Annotated in this window: 16 protein-coding genes and 1 pseudogene; all 17 read right to left on the minus strand. The window is 36.7% G+C overall.

Going from position 1 to position 17,903, the window contains the following annotated elements:
* Positions 1-112 precede the first annotated feature (112 nt).
* On the minus strand, positions 113-256 hold the full coding sequence (locus tag ACQKNR_RS26455; protein WP_427322033.1) for a hypothetical protein: 144 nt from the start codon (positions 254-256) through the stop codon (positions 113-115).
* Between the two features lie 336 nt (positions 257-592).
* On the minus strand, positions 593-1,585 hold the full coding sequence (locus tag ACQKNR_RS26460) for a glycoside hydrolase family 25 protein (RefSeq protein ID WP_427322035.1): 993 nt from the start codon (positions 1,583-1,585) through the stop codon (positions 593-595).
* A complete protein-coding gene (locus ACQKNR_RS26465) occupies positions 1,585-2,010 on the minus strand; it encodes a phage holin family protein (RefSeq protein WP_427322037.1) in 426 nt (141 codons plus the stop codon). The genes ACQKNR_RS26460 and ACQKNR_RS26465 overlap by 1 nt, the downstream gene beginning before the upstream one ends.
* A gap of 58 nt (positions 2,011-2,068) precedes the next feature.
* On the minus strand, positions 2,069-2,278 hold the full coding sequence (locus ACQKNR_RS26470) for an XkdX family protein (protein ID WP_427322039.1): 210 nt from the start codon (positions 2,276-2,278) through the stop codon (positions 2,069-2,071).
* A gap of 1 nt (position 2,279) precedes the next feature.
* A complete protein-coding gene (locus ACQKNR_RS26475; protein WP_427322041.1) occupies positions 2,280-2,528 on the minus strand; it encodes a hypothetical protein in 249 nt (82 codons plus the stop codon).
* Between the two features lie 11 nt (positions 2,529-2,539).
* Positions 2,540-5,578, minus strand: coding sequence for a BppU family phage baseplate upper protein (locus ACQKNR_RS26480; protein ID WP_427322043.1), 3,039 nt, complete (start codon positions 5,576-5,578; stop codon positions 2,540-2,542).
* Positions 5,579-5,668: 90 nt separating this feature from the next.
* On the minus strand, positions 5,669-5,944 hold the full coding sequence (locus ACQKNR_RS26485) for a hypothetical protein (RefSeq protein ID WP_088325971.1): 276 nt from the start codon (positions 5,942-5,944) through the stop codon (positions 5,669-5,671).
* Positions 5,945-6,779: 835 nt separating this feature from the next.
* Positions 6,780-7,896: pseudogene (locus ACQKNR_RS26490) on the minus strand (phage tail spike protein); the annotation flags it as partial.
* Positions 7,893-9,395: a distal tail protein Dit gene (locus ACQKNR_RS26495; RefSeq protein WP_427322045.1), complete on the minus strand. Its 1,503-nt coding sequence runs from the start codon at positions 9,393-9,395 to the stop codon at positions 7,893-7,895. The gene ACQKNR_RS26495 and the pseudogene ACQKNR_RS26490, both read right to left, overlap by 4 nt.
* A gap of 11 nt (positions 9,396-9,406) precedes the next feature.
* Positions 9,407-14,638: a hypothetical protein gene (locus tag ACQKNR_RS26500; protein ID WP_427322047.1), complete on the minus strand. Its 5,232-nt coding sequence runs from the start codon at positions 14,636-14,638 to the stop codon at positions 9,407-9,409.
* Positions 14,639-14,679: 41 nt separating this feature from the next.
* Entirely contained in the window at positions 14,680-14,964 is a 285-nt protein-coding gene (locus ACQKNR_RS26505; protein WP_427322049.1) for a hypothetical protein, read from the minus strand.
* A gap of 47 nt (positions 14,965-15,011) precedes the next feature.
* Positions 15,012-15,578 carry a hypothetical protein gene (locus ACQKNR_RS26510; protein WP_427322051.1) on the minus strand — a complete coding sequence of 189 codons (567 nt, stop codon included), beginning with the start codon at positions 15,576-15,578 and terminating at the stop codon, positions 15,012-15,014.
* A 75-nt stretch (positions 15,579-15,653) separates the two neighbouring features.
* Positions 15,654-16,469, minus strand: a complete 816-nt coding sequence (locus ACQKNR_RS26515) for a hypothetical protein (protein ID WP_427322053.1) — start codon at positions 16,467-16,469, stop codon at positions 15,654-15,656.
* Positions 16,469-16,747: a hypothetical protein gene (locus tag ACQKNR_RS26520; protein WP_427322054.1), complete on the minus strand. Its 279-nt coding sequence runs from the start codon at positions 16,745-16,747 to the stop codon at positions 16,469-16,471. The genes ACQKNR_RS26515 and ACQKNR_RS26520 overlap by 1 nt, the downstream gene beginning before the upstream one ends.
* Positions 16,748-16,759: 12 nt before the next feature.
* Positions 16,760-17,116, minus strand: coding sequence for a hypothetical protein (locus tag ACQKNR_RS26525; RefSeq protein ID WP_427322056.1), 357 nt, complete (start codon positions 17,114-17,116; stop codon positions 16,760-16,762).
* A 10-nt stretch (positions 17,117-17,126) separates the two neighbouring features.
* Positions 17,127-17,531: a hypothetical protein gene (locus tag ACQKNR_RS26530; protein WP_427322058.1), complete on the minus strand. Its 405-nt coding sequence runs from the start codon at positions 17,529-17,531 to the stop codon at positions 17,127-17,129.
* Between the two features lie 4 nt (positions 17,532-17,535).
* On the minus strand, positions 17,536-17,901 hold the full coding sequence (locus ACQKNR_RS26535; protein WP_427322060.1) for a hypothetical protein: 366 nt from the start codon (positions 17,899-17,901) through the stop codon (positions 17,536-17,538).
* Positions 17,902-17,903: the final 2 nt, after the last annotated feature.

Genomic DNA, 17,903 nt, shown 5'->3' on the forward strand with positions numbered 1-17,903 from the left:
AATTTTCTCCGATTCTAGTTTTTTTCTTATTATACAAGAAATACCCTATGGAATAGACTTTTTTAAGTGTCTATTCCATAGGGTACATTTTATATGGAATATCGTTTCTTTTTTATCTTATGCTTACATAATACGGGCTAGCTGTAATGTAGTATATATTTCCTCTACTGTTTTTAACTTTATATTGTGGTGAACCATTAACGATTACTTTCGCATCAATAGTAAACCCTAATCCTACATCTACAGAATCAGTCACGTCTTTATCTTACCAAGATGGAGCATCATAGAAACGTAAGTTATTCACTTCATCCTATAGTTTTCCATTCATCTTTACTTGCCTTATCTCTTCTAGAACAAAATAAAACATCCCCCATGATATTTCACGAGGGATGTTTATTAGGGAAAGAAACTAGACAGTGAATTAGAGCTTCTAATAACTCACGTGTAGCTTCCTTCTATAGAATCTCACAAACTCAAATTTTACGATACAACAAAAACTTCCTTTATCAAAAGGAAAAAACAGACCATTTCGATGGTATTATGACACAATCTCATCGGTACCGTTAGTATATCTAATAAGTTCAAAGTTTCATTATTTAATCGTTACATGTTCTACTTTAATCCATCTGTTTCCACCAATATCAATAGCATCCAAATATTTGCCCCAAACGCGATATGGCACCGTTCCATCGATGTTATCAATATGATTAATACACTCAGGCTCACTATGAACTGCAATTCCGTATCCAGGAGGATATTTGGAGTAAGCATGGAACCATTCTACATCGAAATGCTCTAATTTTGCCCACTGCTTCTCAGAGCCTAAGCAAATCATATCCTTATCTTCACCACCCCAATATCCTTTGAAAATAAGATACGGAATGTTTTGAGTGATATTTCCTGTATACTGCGGATCAGCAGGATTCTCATATAAATTAACCCCATATCCATCAGGGTATTTTGATGTTGCAATACCAATACCTTCAAGTTTTTCAGGGGAACTTACAACCTTTGATGCAGTTCCACCTACAAACCAAGATAATGGTTTATCACCAATTAATTTATTAATATCGCACTTCCCGATGCCAGGAACATTGCCCGACTCTGTATATTGCCACATATCACATAGATATGCAGGCTTAGGACCGCCATAGCGAGGAATCCATACAAAATCAGCTCTTATATTACGTGCTTCAAATGGCACATAAGTATGATGCCCCACATATAACCCTACTTTTTTAGCGCCTAATCTGCGTAATTCATCGATAAAAGCTTGCGTACCCGCTCTCATATCATTCATTGTTTTTACTTCTACATCAGCTACCCAAACTGTGGCATTTTTATTACCGCGGTTCCAAAAGTCGCGTGCTTCTACTCGTGCATCTTCTACCGAAACAAAACGACAAAATGCATAATTACCAAATGGAATGTTTCTTGCTTGCATTGCTTGTACATAATTTTTATATAAAGGATCTACATAATTTGAGCCATCTTGTACTCGTGCAATTACAAAATCTAAATGTGGCGCTGCTACATCCCAATCAATATTACCGTTCCATTTTGAAATATCTACAATGTGTCCCATTATTGAACATCTCCCTTTTTCTCTTCTTGTTTTTGTTTACCACCTAAAAGTTCAACTGCATTCGTTAATGCTGAAGGCAAAGGGATTCCCATACGTCCGGCATTTTCTAAAAGACTCAGCAACTCGTTTCCAATAAAGAAAAAGATCGTTGCTTCACGAATAGCGCACTTTGTTCCCATAGCCACATCAGCTTGAGTGGCCGCTGCAACTAAAAGAAAAAACATCACCTTTTTGGCGATGCCTTTAAAACCGATTTTACTTTTTAATTGTCCATTAAATCCTGCAGCAATCACCCCTGTCAGGTAATCAATACATGCCATCGTAACTAAAACTTTCAATATTGCATCCCATCCTCCTAAGAAATACCCACAGAAGCCACCAAAAGTGACTATAAATGTTTTCATTACTACATCGATACGATCCATATCTTCTACTCCTTTTAGTAAAATAAAAAAGCCTACATCGTGTACGCTTTGAAAAAACCTATTCTGTTTTTGTTGGTTGTTCTTCTGAATTCTCTTCCAGAATTGATTGTGATTCCTCTTGCTCTTTAGGTTCACCAATAATTTCTTTACACTGTTCTTCAGTGATTTTATTCAGTGGTGAATAGTACTTTTGTACATCTTCCTTACTGTAGCAACCTAACTCAAAATATCTTCTAATTGTCTTATACCAAAAATCGTTACCTAACATATTATAAAACCCCTTTCTCGGCAAGTGCCATAAGTAGTGTAGCCTGTTGTTCATTTGTTGCTAATAACTGTTGGTTTATTTTTGAAAGTTGCAGATCTTTTTCAGCTACCAGCATTAATAATGATGCATTATTTTGAGCTAACTTCACTGCCGGTGCATCTTGCTTATATTCTTCTACTTTCTTATCAAACTCTTCTTTATTGATTAAACCAGCACTAGATAGATATTCAATTACTGTCTCTAATTCCATCATTACACCTCCTACAAGCTATTCGCTTTTAATCTAGCAAGAACGTCCATCATAAGGTTTTGAAGGATGCTAATACTTGTTGTATTATTGGATTGTCCTACCGTTAATGCATCCGTTGTAGAACGTATGGATTGGTTATATGACACTCTCACATCAGTTGCATTTGTTGTGAATTGATGTTTGTCCAATACAAGATATGTCACAGTGTATTCTGCTTTTGGATCAAATAATGTTTTTTGCACTCTAGCGTTCCCATATCCTGTTTGACCTTCCGTCCCATATCTAGAGAGTATCCATGCCGCATCAGGAGAGCCATTTTTATATACATTAATTATATAATTGCATCTATTTTTTAACCTTTGCTCTTCATGACCTGCCTGGAACACATTGATGTAGTATTCATCCCCTATTGCTTTAGGCTTAACCTTCTCTCTTACTACAACACCGGTATCGATGTTTATTTGCGTTAATCCATCAACTACAAGTTCTCCCTCAATTTGCACATTTTCTACTCGTGGTGTAGCAAACTGATACGTAAGCCTATATGGTGTGTAGTTTTGCGCTCTATTTGCTTTCACGTAAGCTAGCGTCTGTGTGGGAGCATCCTGGCCATCCACAAGAGACACCCATGCAGTAGGTTTACCATTCGCATCAGCATTTTTGACTTTCCAACCATTAAAGTAAGCTTTGGTTTCATCTCCTATTGGAGTATAGGACTCTAAGAAACCAGTATCCTTATTTGGAACTGTTATTCTAAGGGCCATACTACCTGTATTATTAAAACCATCTCCATTGTTTATAGGTAACTTGGAATAAGAAACACTTACCCCATCATATCTAGAAAGAATTCCTGCTCCTTCTTTAGATGAAAAAGTAATTATAAATTCCTTACCACCTGTTCTGTTACCGTTAGGCTTCCATTCAAATATATCTCCGTATAAATTTAAGTCTCGTCCCCACTTACGAAGTACTTTCCATTGTCCATCTTCTTTGTATAACACATCGTTAATTCCGCTCATTCCTGCAAGTACTGTATTTGTGTGTAAATACGATGGATTACGTGGCACGAATGGTTTTGGTTTATCTCCTATCACACACATTGGTTTTGAAAATACTAGCGTGTTATTTCCATGCTCTCTCCCAGTTAGCTTAAGTTGAAGTCCTCTACAATTTGGCGGGGTAGTCACTGTCAAAGATGGGGTATTATTATCAGCATTGATCTGAGAAATAAAATTCCCGTTAATGTCAATGAAGTTGATTCCAATAAAGGCCCCCGTACCCTCAACCTTTTCAACAGTGTATGTGTATGTGGTACTTGGGAAAGCCTCTATAGATACACTCGATTGCTGGTATATCCCGGTAGATAAAATCTCAAGAACGTCACTTCCAACTACTTGTGCGTTAGCTGAGTGCGTCCATTCAGACAACCCAGGAGTTAAATTCGCTCCCTCCGTAATGACAACAGGATTCAAATGTTGAATACCTTCCACATACGGGAATTTATCAATAAGTTTTGAACCGGAATACTCTGGGTCAACATTAATTTTGTTGTAAATCGCTTGATTGACTTCATACAATGCATCCTCTAGCATGACCATTGAGGAATCTATTTTTGTTTTTAATTCGAATGCTGCTAGATCAACACTAACTAAACTCGGTCTAGCTCCATCACTCGCATCAGCGTACGCAATAACGTGAATAAATCCGTTATTGTCAATTTCTTGCACACTCGCTGAACCTGTTTGTATTTTAGTAGGATTATTTTCTGTACTTATGGTAGAACCAAACCAGGTAGAAGTACTTGGAATCCATCTTTTTACATATACTTTATTTCCCTTCGGACCAGAGCCACGTGCATACAAAGCAACTGTATAATCTGCAATCAGTTGCTTCGCAATCATAACTTTATCAGCTAATGCTGTTTTTCCTTGCCATATTTGAATACCAAACTTATCTTGTAACGCCCGAATAACATCAAAACTATGCATTTCTTGTGCTATACCGCCATTAAAATTCACAGATGTCGGACTGTATTTTCCGTCTAAAGATATATAATCTGCATATCGTAGTTGTTCTACTTCACCAATTGAAGAACTTGTTTCTGTCGGCTTTGCCAGTGTAGTTAAAGTAGAATGTGACCATGTCCGTTTAGCGATATGCCCATTTTCTACAGTACTACCAGCTACTTTCCTTCTATAATCTTGCTTAATTGTATACGTAATAGCTGATTGCCCTGTAAATTTAGCAACTCCATCATATGAACTTCCACCGGCGGTAATTTTCGTTGTACCTTTATTCGGCATAAACAAGTAATACTTTGTTGGATCCAGAGTAGTCTGTCCTAGTAAATTGACCAATGTACGTCCCTGCACTTCCACATTAAGCGGAGATGCTACAGTCGCATTTACAAGGTTTGGACCATGAGTCAGTGATTGTGCTTTAATATCTTGTTTTGACATATCTTTTTCTAAAACGGTAAGTCTACCAGAATTAGCATCTACTCTTTTATTTGTGTCATCGACTGCCTTTTTAGCTGCTTCTGCAGTAGGCTTTATTGCCGCTAAATCGGATACTTTATATCCTTTAAATAATTCTCCTGCTTTAATCGCATTTTCTAACAGAGGTAATGAACTAGTCGATTTAATGGTTTCCCCCGTCATTAAAGATTTATGCACTCTAATGTAAAACACATCAGATTCTGAAATACGGCCATTCGCATCAGAAACCTGTAATTGTACAGCTAAGTCTCCAGGAACCACTAAAGTTTGTTCTTCCAAAGCGACTGTAACTTTACCGATATTTGCATCTACAATTTCACATGGCTGCCAAACAATTTCATCATCAGGCTTTTTAAACGCTATACGTACTGTTTTATTTTGAAGTTTTAGTACATCATTTTGTTGTCGAATGTGAATATTTAACACAGATGTTTTTCCTTCATTTTGATAAAATTGAATTATTTTAGTGCCAGGTACCCCGTTAACATATACAAGTATGGTACCTTCAGTTAAATCTACATACAGATCATAAGGTGTCGTTAATTGTTCCATATTATCACTCCATTCTTAATATATAGACACAAATAAAAAGACCAGCGTTTGCTGCTCCCTCTGTTTTAACTAATTAATTTTTCAACGTTTCTATTCTGATACCAACTGTTGTTTTTCTTGCGATGCAGTTGCAATTTGATCTAAACAAATTTTGCAAATCTCTTGATTACCGATTCTTGTTGTGTTTGTATTTGCACCACAAATATCACAGAATTTCTCGGCAGTTCTAATAAAAAGATTAGAAGTATCAGAGAATAATTCCACCTTTGAATTAGGCTTAATACCTGCTGTTTGTAACATGTCTAACGGTACTTGGATTGTTCCGTCTTTCTTAACTGTTGTTATAATACCTAAGAACTGACTCATATTATTTGCTCCTTCTATTACTGTGAACTACTTAGATAGTTCCATGCACGTCCATCATGAAAATAAGCCCCAAACCCTTTATAGCCATTACCCATCCAAAAAGTACCTTGTTGAGAACCTGGAGTGCTGCCAAACGAGTTAAATTTAATTCCTGGCGTTTCAATTGGAGCTGAGAAGTTAACCCTTTTAGAAGAACACCAAAATCCATCCTGTGCGGTTATCCCTATGTTGCCTTGGGCAGTCAACCGGATATTGCTTTCTAATCCGTTTTGGTCTACATATCTATAATAAACACCATTTCCATCTTTATAGATACTTCCTAAGTTCCTACCTGCACCGTCCCCTTCTCCTAAGATGATATATGGATTTAGGGTTGCACTTTTCTTATCATCTTCAAAACCAATAACAATCTTTGCTTTACCTTGATTCACAAACCGAAGAACCTGGTTTTCCATGTGGATGTATTCTTTATCATTACTTGTTTTAATTGTCATACCTTGCAACAATCCAGCTATTAACCACTCCGCTTTTACTTTACCGACTAGATCAATTAATTCAGCTGATATTCGCACTTGTTCTGCTGATTGGTTAATAGTAGATATAATTTTACCTTTTGTAACTTTTGAACTAACCTCTTTAGCGGTTACACTAAAATCAGAAGATAATTTTTCTAGTTTTTGATTAACAGCTTGAGCATTTAAACTAATATATTCATCAGTTTTTTCAAGGCTTGTCTTCATTGCAATTAATCTATCGTCAAAACCACTAGATATGTCTTCCAGTTGTTTTTCGAGTAGTTTTAACGCTTCATTACTTGCTTTATCCCATAAAGCATTTCGAATCTTATTGTATAGCTTTTGCATTTCTTCTCTCGTATCGATGATTTCTATATAATCACCAAATACATATTTGTTTGAAGACGGATTTGTGAATGACTCATCACCCGCAATTACCCTGGCCACAAGATACAATTTAGGGGTGAACCCTGTGTCTTTAATTCTTATAATGTCCCCTTCCGTAATTTCCTCGTGTGCCAATCTGAATATCTTACCAATATCAGTTGCATCAACTTCATACTGAACAGAGGAATTCACACGCTTTTTTAGCTCCATTTTCATAAGTGTCATTAAGCGTTCCGGTGTCATATTTTGTTCTTCAGTTTCCGGTGTATAAAAACCAAATTTATGTTGACCATTCTCATTCCAGCGTTGAAATGCAGCATGATCTATAATATAAGGAAAACCGCCGTTAATACTCTCTACCGTTATTATCTTTTCCTCTTCGCCTCTTACAAATCCAACAAGTGCTGTACAAATATTTTGAGAGTTTTCTCTTCGGACAATACCATTTAAATCTTTACCTAAAGTAACCTCTTTTCCAGTATCTCTACCTCTGCTTTTTACCATATCTACATACCGAGCAACAATTCGAGAACCGACAACTTCAGCTCGATAAACAATTTCTAAATCAAAAAGTGAAGCGATATCTTTAAGAAATTTAAGTGGGTCAATTAATTTATCAATAGTCATTGTGTGGAAACCAGCGTATTCCGTAATGCCACGCTTCCACTTGGTTCCGGCAAGTGCTATATCAATGAATTCATTCACAGTCTTGCTCTCAATTCTTTGCGGTTTAATAATCCCTTCTTTTTTCAGTAGCACCCATTCTCCTGAAGCATATACCGTCATTGATCGACCATCTGCTTTTTTTTTCGTATCGTCTATAACATAGGGGACGATACGACCGCCTCTTACTTCTTTTAAAATTAAATTTTGCTGCATCAATGTATCCGCTTGATCCGTTCCATCAAAGACAGTAAAATCAAGCATATCAATGTTGTTTTTGATTTCCCAATGTCGCTTATCATCCCAATAATCTTTCGACTGAATGGCCGAGACAATTTGATTGGTTTTAAAATCAACAACATGAAGTGTTCCGCTCGGTCCTCTCATCGATATCTCTCCCTGAAACTAATGGTTGCTGTAACATCTGGTGGCATAATATCAATCCGATTATATCCTCTGATAATAGTGGGGAACTCACTAAATATATCTTTAATATTAATAGCGTTTTTCCCGTTAATCGTAACAAGGCTTCTTTCTGTATCGATTACAACTTTGTCGCCAGTATCTACCAAGTATGGCTTACCTTCGCCAGGTACCTTATTAATCTTCCAAACCTTCAAATCATCAATTCTCATCAAGTTAGTAGGCTCATTAGTAGACCATCGTTGAATACCAATAGCTATTTGGGCGACCTTTCTACCTGTTACTGTCATTGGATTTTTTTCATCGTCTGTAAAGAATTCAACTGCTTTATAGTCGTCTATCTCTGTTCCGTCTCGGAATCTAGCAAAGTAAACAGACCACTTTTTCCCACGGCGTGCGATTGCCATGCGGCCATAGAAATCATTAAACGCTGTATTACCACTACCTCCAGAGTCAAACATTTTCCTTGTATTATTTGGTTGTGAGGCGTTTCCGATGCGCGCAAAAGCGTGTGTTTGTTTGACTGTCCAGTACAGATCATTCATGTTGACATCGGCTACTATATCGCCTTGTTCATCCAATAAGAACATACTAACTCGGCCCATTTCCCAATAGTTCTTAGCTATCAAAGTAACATATATTTCAGCCTTAAAATCAGTAAGAGGTCCACCAGGTATCGAGCGCTTCCATATAGGGCCTGTGAATTCTGAGTTTTTTTGATTTCCCCATTCACCAACCTCAAATGCATATTTACCCTCATTAACCTTAAATCTACCGGTACTTTTCATATTTCCAATCTGTCCGGCATCAGTCCAACCAACAATATTATTCATTTCATTCCATAGTACACGCTTATCTTCTTGCACAGGATTATCATTGATAGACAAAGTTGATCCAATGCGGAAATAATCACGGTCGTTAGGATATTTACCGAACCAAACATCTAAAAAAGTACTTGGTTTCTTGACGGTCATTTCAATTATTGTTGGCGCTTCTACGCTGCCTTTATTCTCTAAGTATGCTGTTGTTTCAGTAGACCGTTTTTGAACAAATTCACTTGTTTTAGTAGCACCTAACTTGTATGGCATTGGACAAATAAATGTAATAACACCCTTCCCTCTATTTACTAACTCATCTAGGTCTAACTCTCCATCGATTACGGCAAGGTATGTTCTATCTATCTCATCGTCAAAAATGAGTTCAGCAGGTTCTTCTGTAAATAACCAATCCGCTAAGTCTTCTTTTACTTTTTGTAAATCAGCGATATTTTCTGCCTTAATAATAAGAGGTACATCTATTTGACGTACCCCTGTCTCTGTATTAATTAAAAAAGCCCCTGGTTTATGAGGGACTGTTAAAAAGTTGCGCTTTATAGGAGCCCAAGCAGGACGTTTACGACCTACGGGCATTACAATGTAATCTCTACGTTCATTATTAAATGTAAAGCTCTGATAACTACCCATGAGTCCCCTCCTTAAAATTGTTTTCTTCTTTCTTCTTCTCGTTCTTGTAATTCTGTAACGTATTTATATGTTCCGCTAGCTAATTCTCTACCATCCATTAAATTAGTCAAATTCAAAATTAAATCAACCTTTTTATCATATGAAGATGGAGCAGAACCAGTAAATGAACCGTTGAATTTTTCTGCTAATCTATTGAACACAGCATCAGCGAATGGATCCATACGGCGACCAACCAGGGGAACCGCTGCCTCGCGTCCTTTTTCACCAATACCTATAATACTAGCAGAGTCGAAGAAACCGCCATTAGCGTGCCATTTAACCCCGAAGCTAGGCATAACACCATTTAGTATATCTCCTTTATTGAAGTTGAAACTTGGTATAGGTATATTGGGTTTCGGTATATCTATTTTAAAATTAAATGCTGCTTTAATATCTTTTACAATACCAACCACTTTATTATAAGCTTCCACAATTGGATCAATAATGGCCTTTTTAACAGCATTAAATACCGAAGTTACGCTACCTGATAGAGTACTCCAGTTGTCTAAAATATATGATTTAACAGCATTTACCTTATCGCTTACATAGTTATAGATTCCATTCCAGGCATCGGATATTGTCGATTTTATAGAATTCCAAATACTAGATGTTGTTGAAAGTGTAGAATTCCATTTATCAGAAATATAGTTATATGCAGCAGATATTTTGTCAGAAACATAGTTATAAATAGCGCTCAAAGCATTTGAAACATACGACTTTATTTGATTCCACGCGTTAGATGTTACGCTACTTATCATATTCCAACGATCTGATAGATATTGAGCAGCGGCGCTAATTTTTCCAGTAATATACGAGTAGATTGAAGATAATACACTGGATATATATGAAACTATATAGTTCCAGGCAGTAGAAGTTGCACTGCTCACTAAATTCCACTGATTGGATACAAATTGAACTGCAGCATTAATTTTTTCGGAGATATATGAATATATAGCCGAAAGTGTACTAGAAATATATGAAACCACTAAATTCCACACAGTAGAAGTTACACTACTTATTAGATTCCATCCATCAGTTATAAATTGAACTGCAGCACTGATTTTTTCAGAAATGTAAGTATATATAGATGTCCATATTGCTAATATGAATGTACTTATGGCATTAAATACAGTGGATGTTACACTGCTTATCATATCCCATGCAGCTGTTATATACGGAAGTATCAAATCTACTACACTAGTAATCGCTGAATATACCATTTGCCATATGAACATTATAAATTCATATATTGAATTAAATATGAATTCTGTGGTAGCTTTCAATCCTTCCCAGGCTAATGAGGAAACTGCTATGATTAAACCAATCGCTGGAGCAAAGAAGTTTAATATATTTGCTGCCCATTCTACTAAAAAGTTAAGTACAGAATTTAATGTGTTAACAGTCACTTCAACGCATTGATTCCATAAGTCGATGAAAAATGTACCTATACTCCCTAATATAGAAGTCGTTGTTTCCATACATTGATTCCATAATTCAACGAAAAAATCACCTATACCAGTTAAAATAGATTTCGTGTCTTCAACAAGAGAATTCCAACTTGTTGTTATGTAATCAATTGCTGCTTCGATATACGGAGAAATCCAATCTACTAACGCACCCCAAATTGATGCTAATATCTCTAATCCAATTTGGAAAATACCTTTCCAAATTTCAAAAGCTGTAGAGAATACAGCACTAATGATTGTAACCAAACTATCGAATATAGATTTAAGCCCTTGCGACCAGCTCTCTACATCTCCAGATAACCAGCCAAAGAACACTTGTATAATACCACTTACGATTTCTACTATTCCTGTGACGACTCCAGTTAATCCTTCAAGTACAGAAGATCCTATATCTTTAATGATCGGCAGGATATTTTCACTGAAGAAACTCCATAAACTATTAAAGGCATCTTTAATACCATCTACAATTGAAACAACACTCTGTATTGTATCTTCAGACATACCTAATTGCTTTAATAGATCTACACCACTTTGCTTATTACCTGTAAAGAAATCAAATAGCGCCTTTACAAACTGATAAGCTTCTGTAAATCCCTGTATCACAGCATCAACAAATTCTCTTATAACAGCCTTAACATTTGTAACGCTAGCTATTATCGTTTGAATTTGGCTAGGTGAGAAACCTAGTTTTTCTAAAATATTTACACCTGCGCCGATATCACCATTAAAAATTGATATAATCGCAGCAGTGAATTCTCTTACTTTTTGAATTGCAAACGTAAAAGCCTGTACAACTGTTGTAAGGATAGCAATAACATTAGAAAAATGTCGTGAGAACGCACTGCCTAGTAAGGTTATCGCTCCTACAAAAACATCTCTAATTATATTAACTAGAAAGTTAAATATATTTGCTACTGTTTCCCAAACTGCAGCAGAATTACCTCCGCTGCTTAATGCTGAAAATGCTTCGAAAATTACACTAATAAAGTTGCGTATTTGTACTACGACGGGTTCTATCGCTTTAAATATTTCAACGAAAACATCAACAACAGCACTAAATGCATTTGATATCACACTACCTACTGCAGAAAGAACAGGCATTAGCATACCTGAAAGTAAATCTATTACTTTAGAAATTGCATCGCCTAAAGACGTCCAAAATCTTTGTGTACTGCTTCCGCTGCCACCTATTAATAAATTGATAACTTTCATAAATGCATCAAAAAGACGTTGCGCATCTTCAGCTATCGACGAAATTAATGAACCGAATACAGATTGGATATTCTCCCAGGCACTTGTAATAGAATTCCTAAAGTTCTCGGAGTGTTCCCACATTTTCATAATAGATCCACCAACAAGAACAATTGCACCTGCTACTAGTGAAGCCATACCTGCTACCCTTAAAAATCCTAATATCATAGGTTGTATAGTCGTCCAAATTAAAGTGAATGCAGCAGCCATTCCTTCTGCTTTACCTATACCGATAGCCATAGGTGACAATAACATCAATAGTGTTGTGAATAGGAATGTAAACATACCCACAAGTTTAACTATTTCTGGATTTGTTTCATTCAATTTCGCAATGAAATTACCTATTGCAGTACCAGCATCTAGAATCTTAGCAGCAATTTCGCCCCATATTTCTATAAATGGCCCTAGAGCATTTAACCACGCTTGTTTAAATTTTTCTGTAGCTATAGTAAGAGGTTGCAACGATTTTTCCAGTTCTGAAATTTTTCGCTCAGTTTCCTCTTTTAGCTTTGCTAATTCATCCATTGCCCCTTGTCGGGCTAAGCTATGTTTTTCTCTCCACAATTCAACATACTTTGCTAGCTCTGCATCAGACATACTGTTTAATGCGGCTATTTGCCCAGCTGCTTCTGGTCCCATCTTATATAATTCGCCTTTAAGATCCTCCGGGACACGAGCGGATAAAGATTTCATGTTATCGACCCATTGAGACATAACATTAACTTGTTCTTGCAAGTTGTTCATTAAAGTCGATTTATTGAAACCTTTAATTTCTATTTTTTCGAACAAACCAGCGAAGTTATATATTGCATCTTCACGACGTTTTAATTCTTCTAAGAAGGTATTGGTAAGTTCCGCTTGCTGTTGAGCCACTTCATCTACACTTGGACCTGCAGTAGCCAATTTGAACATAATGGCAGTGAATCCTGCAACTGCTATACCTGCAACTAGGGCTAGTTGTTGCATTCTCATTAGTCCAGTATTAATAAGGCGTACGCGATCCATTAAATCTTTCATGCTTGCATTAGGCCCCAATTGTCTTAGAGCTATATTTGCAGCTGTTCCTCGCTTAGCCATTTCTTCTAATCTGTGACCGATTTGTAAAAATGCACGGTCAAGACGCTGTATACTACTTGTATCCCCAAGAGCATCCATCATTTTTTGCGACTGCGTTTTCATTGCATTCATGTGATCGATAGAACGCATAAAACCCGTTCTCATGCTTTCCATAGCAATTGCAGATTGATTGGCAGCATTTGCAGTATGGATACCCAATTGGTCTAACATGCTTGTATAAGCTGCTCCACCTTGTGCAGCTGCACGCATAGCTCTATCCACTTGTTGCATTTGACGTTCAAGTTGTCGCATACCTTCATTATAGGAAGCCATATCGCCAGCATCACGTAGTTGTTCTAAGCGTTGCTTGGTTCGCTCTACATGGTCGTTAAAACTCGCCATTTGCCTTTGTGCTTCTTCTGTAGATACTTTTACCTTTCCATCTCGTGACAAACCTAAAATAGCTAATTGTGTAGTTTTTGTTGTATCGCCTAATTCTTGTATCGCCTTTGCTGCAGCTTTACCACTACTTGTTGCACTCATCATACGATTTAAAGATACTTGTGAGCGTATAGCAGCGGTAGCCATTTCATCTAAAGATTGTCTGCTCGTTAAAGCTGTTGTTTGTAACTCATATCGCGTTCGTGCTAATGCATCATGGAATGGTCTGAGGTGCTGCGGTAGATTCATTATAGGTTGCGCTACACTTTGCGCTATGCTACGCATTTGTCTTTCTAACTGAACCTCAGGATTAAATCGATTTAAAGAATTATTCATGCGCTGTATTTCTTGATCTAATGTTTCGGCTGGACTGAAAGCGCGCATGCTATTTTCCATACGTCGTGCAGCAGTGTCTAAATAATCGTAGAAATCATTAAATGGTTCTTCTGCACGTCGCAAACTGCTTCTTGCTCGTCGTTCGATACCACCACCAATATCAACACGTTCCACACGTCGTTCTAAAGCCGAAATTCTACTTTCTATCGCGCTTGTATCTAAATCTGGTGTTCTGATATTCATTTCTAGGTTAAAAGCAGCTAGGCGTTGTTCTAACTGACGTAACTTTCTTTCTAATACACTGTCGTCAATATCGATTGAATTAATTGTGATGCTAGGATTGAATTCTTGTATCTGACTTTCTAAGGTGCGTAATCCTCGCTCTACAGTACTTGTATCGATTTCTACATCATTTATATTAAGACTAGGGTTAAAAGTATTAATTCTACGTTCTAGCTTGTCAAAAGCCTTTTCTGCTCGCTGTAATGAATTTTCTACTTGTGCAGCAAAATCCCCCATGATGTCTGCTTGTTTGATTACACGTTCAATCTTTTTTGTTGCAGTAGTAACGTATTTAAAGAAGTTTTCAAATGATCGCCTTGCCTGACTGGAATCTGCTTCAATATCAATTGATGTTTTACCTACATTACTCATAGTGAAATCCCCCCTTTCTTGTAAAATAAAAAGTCGAAGCATTAAGCCTCTTCTTCAGTTTCTTGCTCCGACCACCATTCGGTCTCATCATATTGTTCTTGATTATTACTTGTACTATCGGATTCATTACCCATATGCTGCTTCATAACTTCTTCTAGTGTTGGAGGAAGGATTTTCGTAAAATCTTCTCCTTTATTCACCATAGCGTCGATAAGCAGTATATAACTTTGGAACTGTCCGTATACATTATTGCAATGTTGTTCGTATTTCTCTTGTAGAGCTTGCTTGTATTTCCTTTTGATCCAATCAGGAGTATGGTCTAACACGTACTCTTCTGTATATCGATAATAAGAAGCAACAAATCCTATTTCTTTTACAAGGCGTTCGCAGAAATCGTTCCAACTAATGGTGTTGTTACTTGTGTTACCATTTGTTCTGGTACCTGATTGTGAGCTTCCTTGATTAACTGCTCCATCTCTTCTAGTTTGTCCTCTTTCTTCGGAAACCAATTGTCCAGAAGTTCTCCGAATTCCGGTAAATCCTTCTTGAACATTACTTTCATCAGTTTCTGAATTTGAGAATAAGTCTTTCCCAAATTTGTTTTTTCACCATACTCGATAAAAATGTCTAACGTTTCATTTAAGTCTAAATCTAAGGCTTCTTCCTCACTGATATCTAATAAAATAGATTGGATTTTCACTAACTGTTCATCTTTTAAACTATCAATAGCTAATGCGAATTTACCAAATGTATCATTGTCTGTTTCGGTCATAATCTTTCGAACTTGCTCCCACAGTTTAAAACCATCAACACCAATAAATTTAACGATTGCAATGATTTTTCGCATTCCGATTTTCGGTAATTTTAATACATTACCATTGGATAAAGTGATTTCCCCTACATAATTATCAATATCAACCGTTTTTAAAATTTGTTCCATAATTAATTCCTCCTAATTAACAAAATCAGTTGTAATCAATAGGGATTATCTTGCTACTGATTACACACTGATAAATTAAACTTCTAATACTTCTTCAATTTCATAGTAAACATTCGAATCACTACATACTGTATCTTGAGCAAAAGCTTTTAAAGACAGAGGTAGCATACGCTTCTCTTTGCTCCACGTTTGTTCTTTAGAGTCGCCTGATACCCTTGTTTTATAAAATACAGCCATAGAAAGCGTACCGTTTTTCTTTTTACTGATTAAAGCAATTGTTTGAATCGGTGCTTCAGTAACTGTTCCATATCCAATACGTTTTGATCCTAATTCTTTTACCGGTAAAACATTAGTTCCTGTTTCATAGGATGTTTTAACTGTCCCATCGATAATAACTGTATTACCTGTAATAGAAGTGACTTTGAAAGTTTCATTACCAATTTTCATATAACCGCCAACCTTGAAATCAGCACCAGGTGCAGCACCAAATGTAATAATAGAGGCACCTGTCGCTAGCGCACCAGTAGTTCTTACAGCCACACCATATTTAGGCGCTTTTTCAATGATTTTGCTACCAATTAAAGCTAACTGGCGATTTTTAACTGTGTTTTCAGCCAGCTGCGTTGCAATAGTATGCTCCCATTTAGTAATAGTTGTTTCAACTTCACCTTGAGCCTGGTCTACTTCTGTACCTTCTTCCTCAAATGAACGTGATACAGTAATTCCCTCTTTCGTTGCTCCAAGATCTTCCCATGGGCCGATTAAATCAAACGTAGCAGTATCCATAACTTCTGATATTGAATCTGGGAATTTAACACCATATGGCGCAGCAATTAGGCGACCTGCACCGCCAATAATATTGTTAGCATTAACTTTAAATAATCCTGTCATTATTTTGTTACCTCCTTAAATTTAAAAGTAGTCAACGACAGTAAATCCGCTGCTTCATCTTCATTAATTTCTTTACCAACTTCTAATAAGCGTCCAGGATGTATCGTCAAACCATCACGATAGACCAAACAAAAAGAGCCACTATTTTCAGCAGCTCCTACGCACACAATATTACGTGTCTTATTTTCGTTTTCTTCAATCTGCTCTTCTACCGTTTCAACCTCAACTTCTTCTTTAATTTCTTCGGTAGTTGCTGGTTCTGTTTTTTTTCTTGGCATGTATTCACCTCTTTACGCTTCGAAATGTTCCAGAGTCATATAACACCAGGCTTCTTCTTTTCCTGCTTCTGAATCAAAATATGCTACTGGATTACTATTTTTTTCACACCACAATACCTGTAGACCCTCGATTTGAGCCGTTTTCGTTTCGAGTATATTAATGGTTTTTGTAATAATATCCATCGCCTCTATATCACTATTTTCAGAGCGTGATATGACCTGTAACCTTGAATATCCATTTCCTCCCGCTGTACGTATTACAACAGAAGGATATTCTGCATCAATCGGAAATTTATTCCCATAGCAAGGCACTCCATACCTGCTTAGTAATTGTAGAATAGCGGGTATAGGGTTCTTATATTCAATCATGAATAATCACCTATTTCGAAAATACTTTATGCACTTCTGCAATTCCTGCTTCATGCATGTCTCCTTCTGCATTATCCATTGCTCTAGCTAAAATATTATATCTTCCTTCGTTATATATGCTATATGGAACAGCAGTACCAGATTCCAGGATCGTTTTATCTGCAGTTTCTGTAAGAACGTGAACAATATCCTCATCGCTCGGGAGAATACGTCCTTTCCCGCTTTTATTCACTTCTGGGTAGTCCGTCCTATAACCTATGGAATTAATATAACGGGATGTATCAACATGATCTTCATCTCTTACAAGTCGCTTCGCTTCATTAGCAAATGGATACATAGCAGCTTCTACAGCGTTAACGCGTGCTTCTCTTAACATGGAATTAACCTTATTCCTATCAAATGAGACTTTGGCCATTTATTTACACCTTCTTTAATGCAAATTCAAAATGATGTAGTTTTTTTCGGCTATACTGCGGGTTTTTCTCATTAATATCAAAAACACCAGACATAACTACTATTCCATCTGGTGTTTTAATATTAGAAACTTGCATGGAATCGCTTATATCTTGTGAAGGTAATACGAATAATATATTCTGCTCTACAATATCAACACTTTTATCCGTGTTTACAACCTTTTTCCGTACGGTATCGAACCGACAATGTACATCATGTATAGGCAGATCCCCGTATATATTACGATTGTAAGAATCTTTACCGATAATGACGCCCTTTTTAATAAAGGAGCAGCGGTGTATTAATAAACGTTCAAATGCCCGTCTACTCATAC

It is taken from the genome of Bacillus sp. NPDC094077, from assembly GCF_050279465.1.
In the GTDB taxonomy this organism is placed as follows: Bacteria; Bacillota; Bacilli; order Bacillales; family Bacillaceae_G; genus Bacillus_A.

What these genes read in the sequence shown, in the direction of transcription:
- ACQKNR_RS26460 (WP_427322035.1), bottom strand. Translation starts at nt 1,585, where the DNA reads ATGGGACACATTGTAGATATTTCAAAATGGAACGGTAATATTGATTGG.
- ACQKNR_RS26465 (WP_427322037.1), bottom strand. Translation starts at nt 2,010, where the DNA reads ATGGATCGTATCGATGTAGTAATGAAAACATTTATAGTCACTTTTGGT.
- ACQKNR_RS26470 (WP_427322039.1), bottom strand. Translation starts at nt 2,278, where the DNA reads ATGTTAGGTAACGATTTTTGGTATAAGACAATTAGAAGATATTTTGAG.
- ACQKNR_RS26475 (WP_427322041.1), bottom strand. Translation starts at nt 2,528, where the DNA reads ATGGAATTAGAGACAGTAATTGAATATCTATCTAGTGCTGGTTTAATC.
- ACQKNR_RS26480 (WP_427322043.1), bottom strand. Translation starts at nt 5,578, where the DNA reads ATGGAACAATTAACGACACCTTATGATCTGTATGTAGATTTAACTGAA.
- ACQKNR_RS26485 (WP_088325971.1), bottom strand. Translation starts at nt 5,944, where the DNA reads ATGAGTCAGTTCTTAGGTATTATAACAACAGTTAAGAAAGACGGAACA.
- ACQKNR_RS26495 (WP_427322045.1), bottom strand. Translation starts at nt 9,395, where the DNA reads ATGGGTAGTTATCAGAGCTTTACATTTAATAATGAACGTAGAGATTAC.
- ACQKNR_RS26500 (WP_427322047.1), bottom strand. Translation starts at nt 14,638, where the DNA reads ATGAGTAATGTAGGTAAAACATCAATTGATATTGAAGCAGATTCCAGT.
- ACQKNR_RS26510 (WP_427322051.1), bottom strand. Translation starts at nt 15,578, where the DNA reads ATGGAACAAATTTTAAAAACGGTTGATATTGATAATTATGTAGGGGAA.
- ACQKNR_RS26515 (WP_427322053.1), bottom strand. Translation starts at nt 16,469, where the DNA reads ATGACAGGATTATTTAAAGTTAATGCTAACAATATTATTGGCGGTGCA.
- ACQKNR_RS26520 (WP_427322054.1), bottom strand. Translation starts at nt 16,747, where the DNA reads ATGCCAAGAAAAAAAACAGAACCAGCAACTACCGAAGAAATTAAAGAA.
- ACQKNR_RS26525 (WP_427322056.1), bottom strand. Translation starts at nt 17,116, where the DNA reads ATGATTGAATATAAGAACCCTATACCCGCTATTCTACAATTACTAAGC.
- ACQKNR_RS26530 (WP_427322058.1), bottom strand. Translation starts at nt 17,531, where the DNA reads ATGGCCAAAGTCTCATTTGATAGGAATAAGGTTAATTCCATGTTAAGA.
- ACQKNR_RS26535 (WP_427322060.1), bottom strand. Translation starts at nt 17,901, where the DNA reads ATGAGTAGACGGGCATTTGAACGTTTATTAATACACCGCTGCTCCTTT.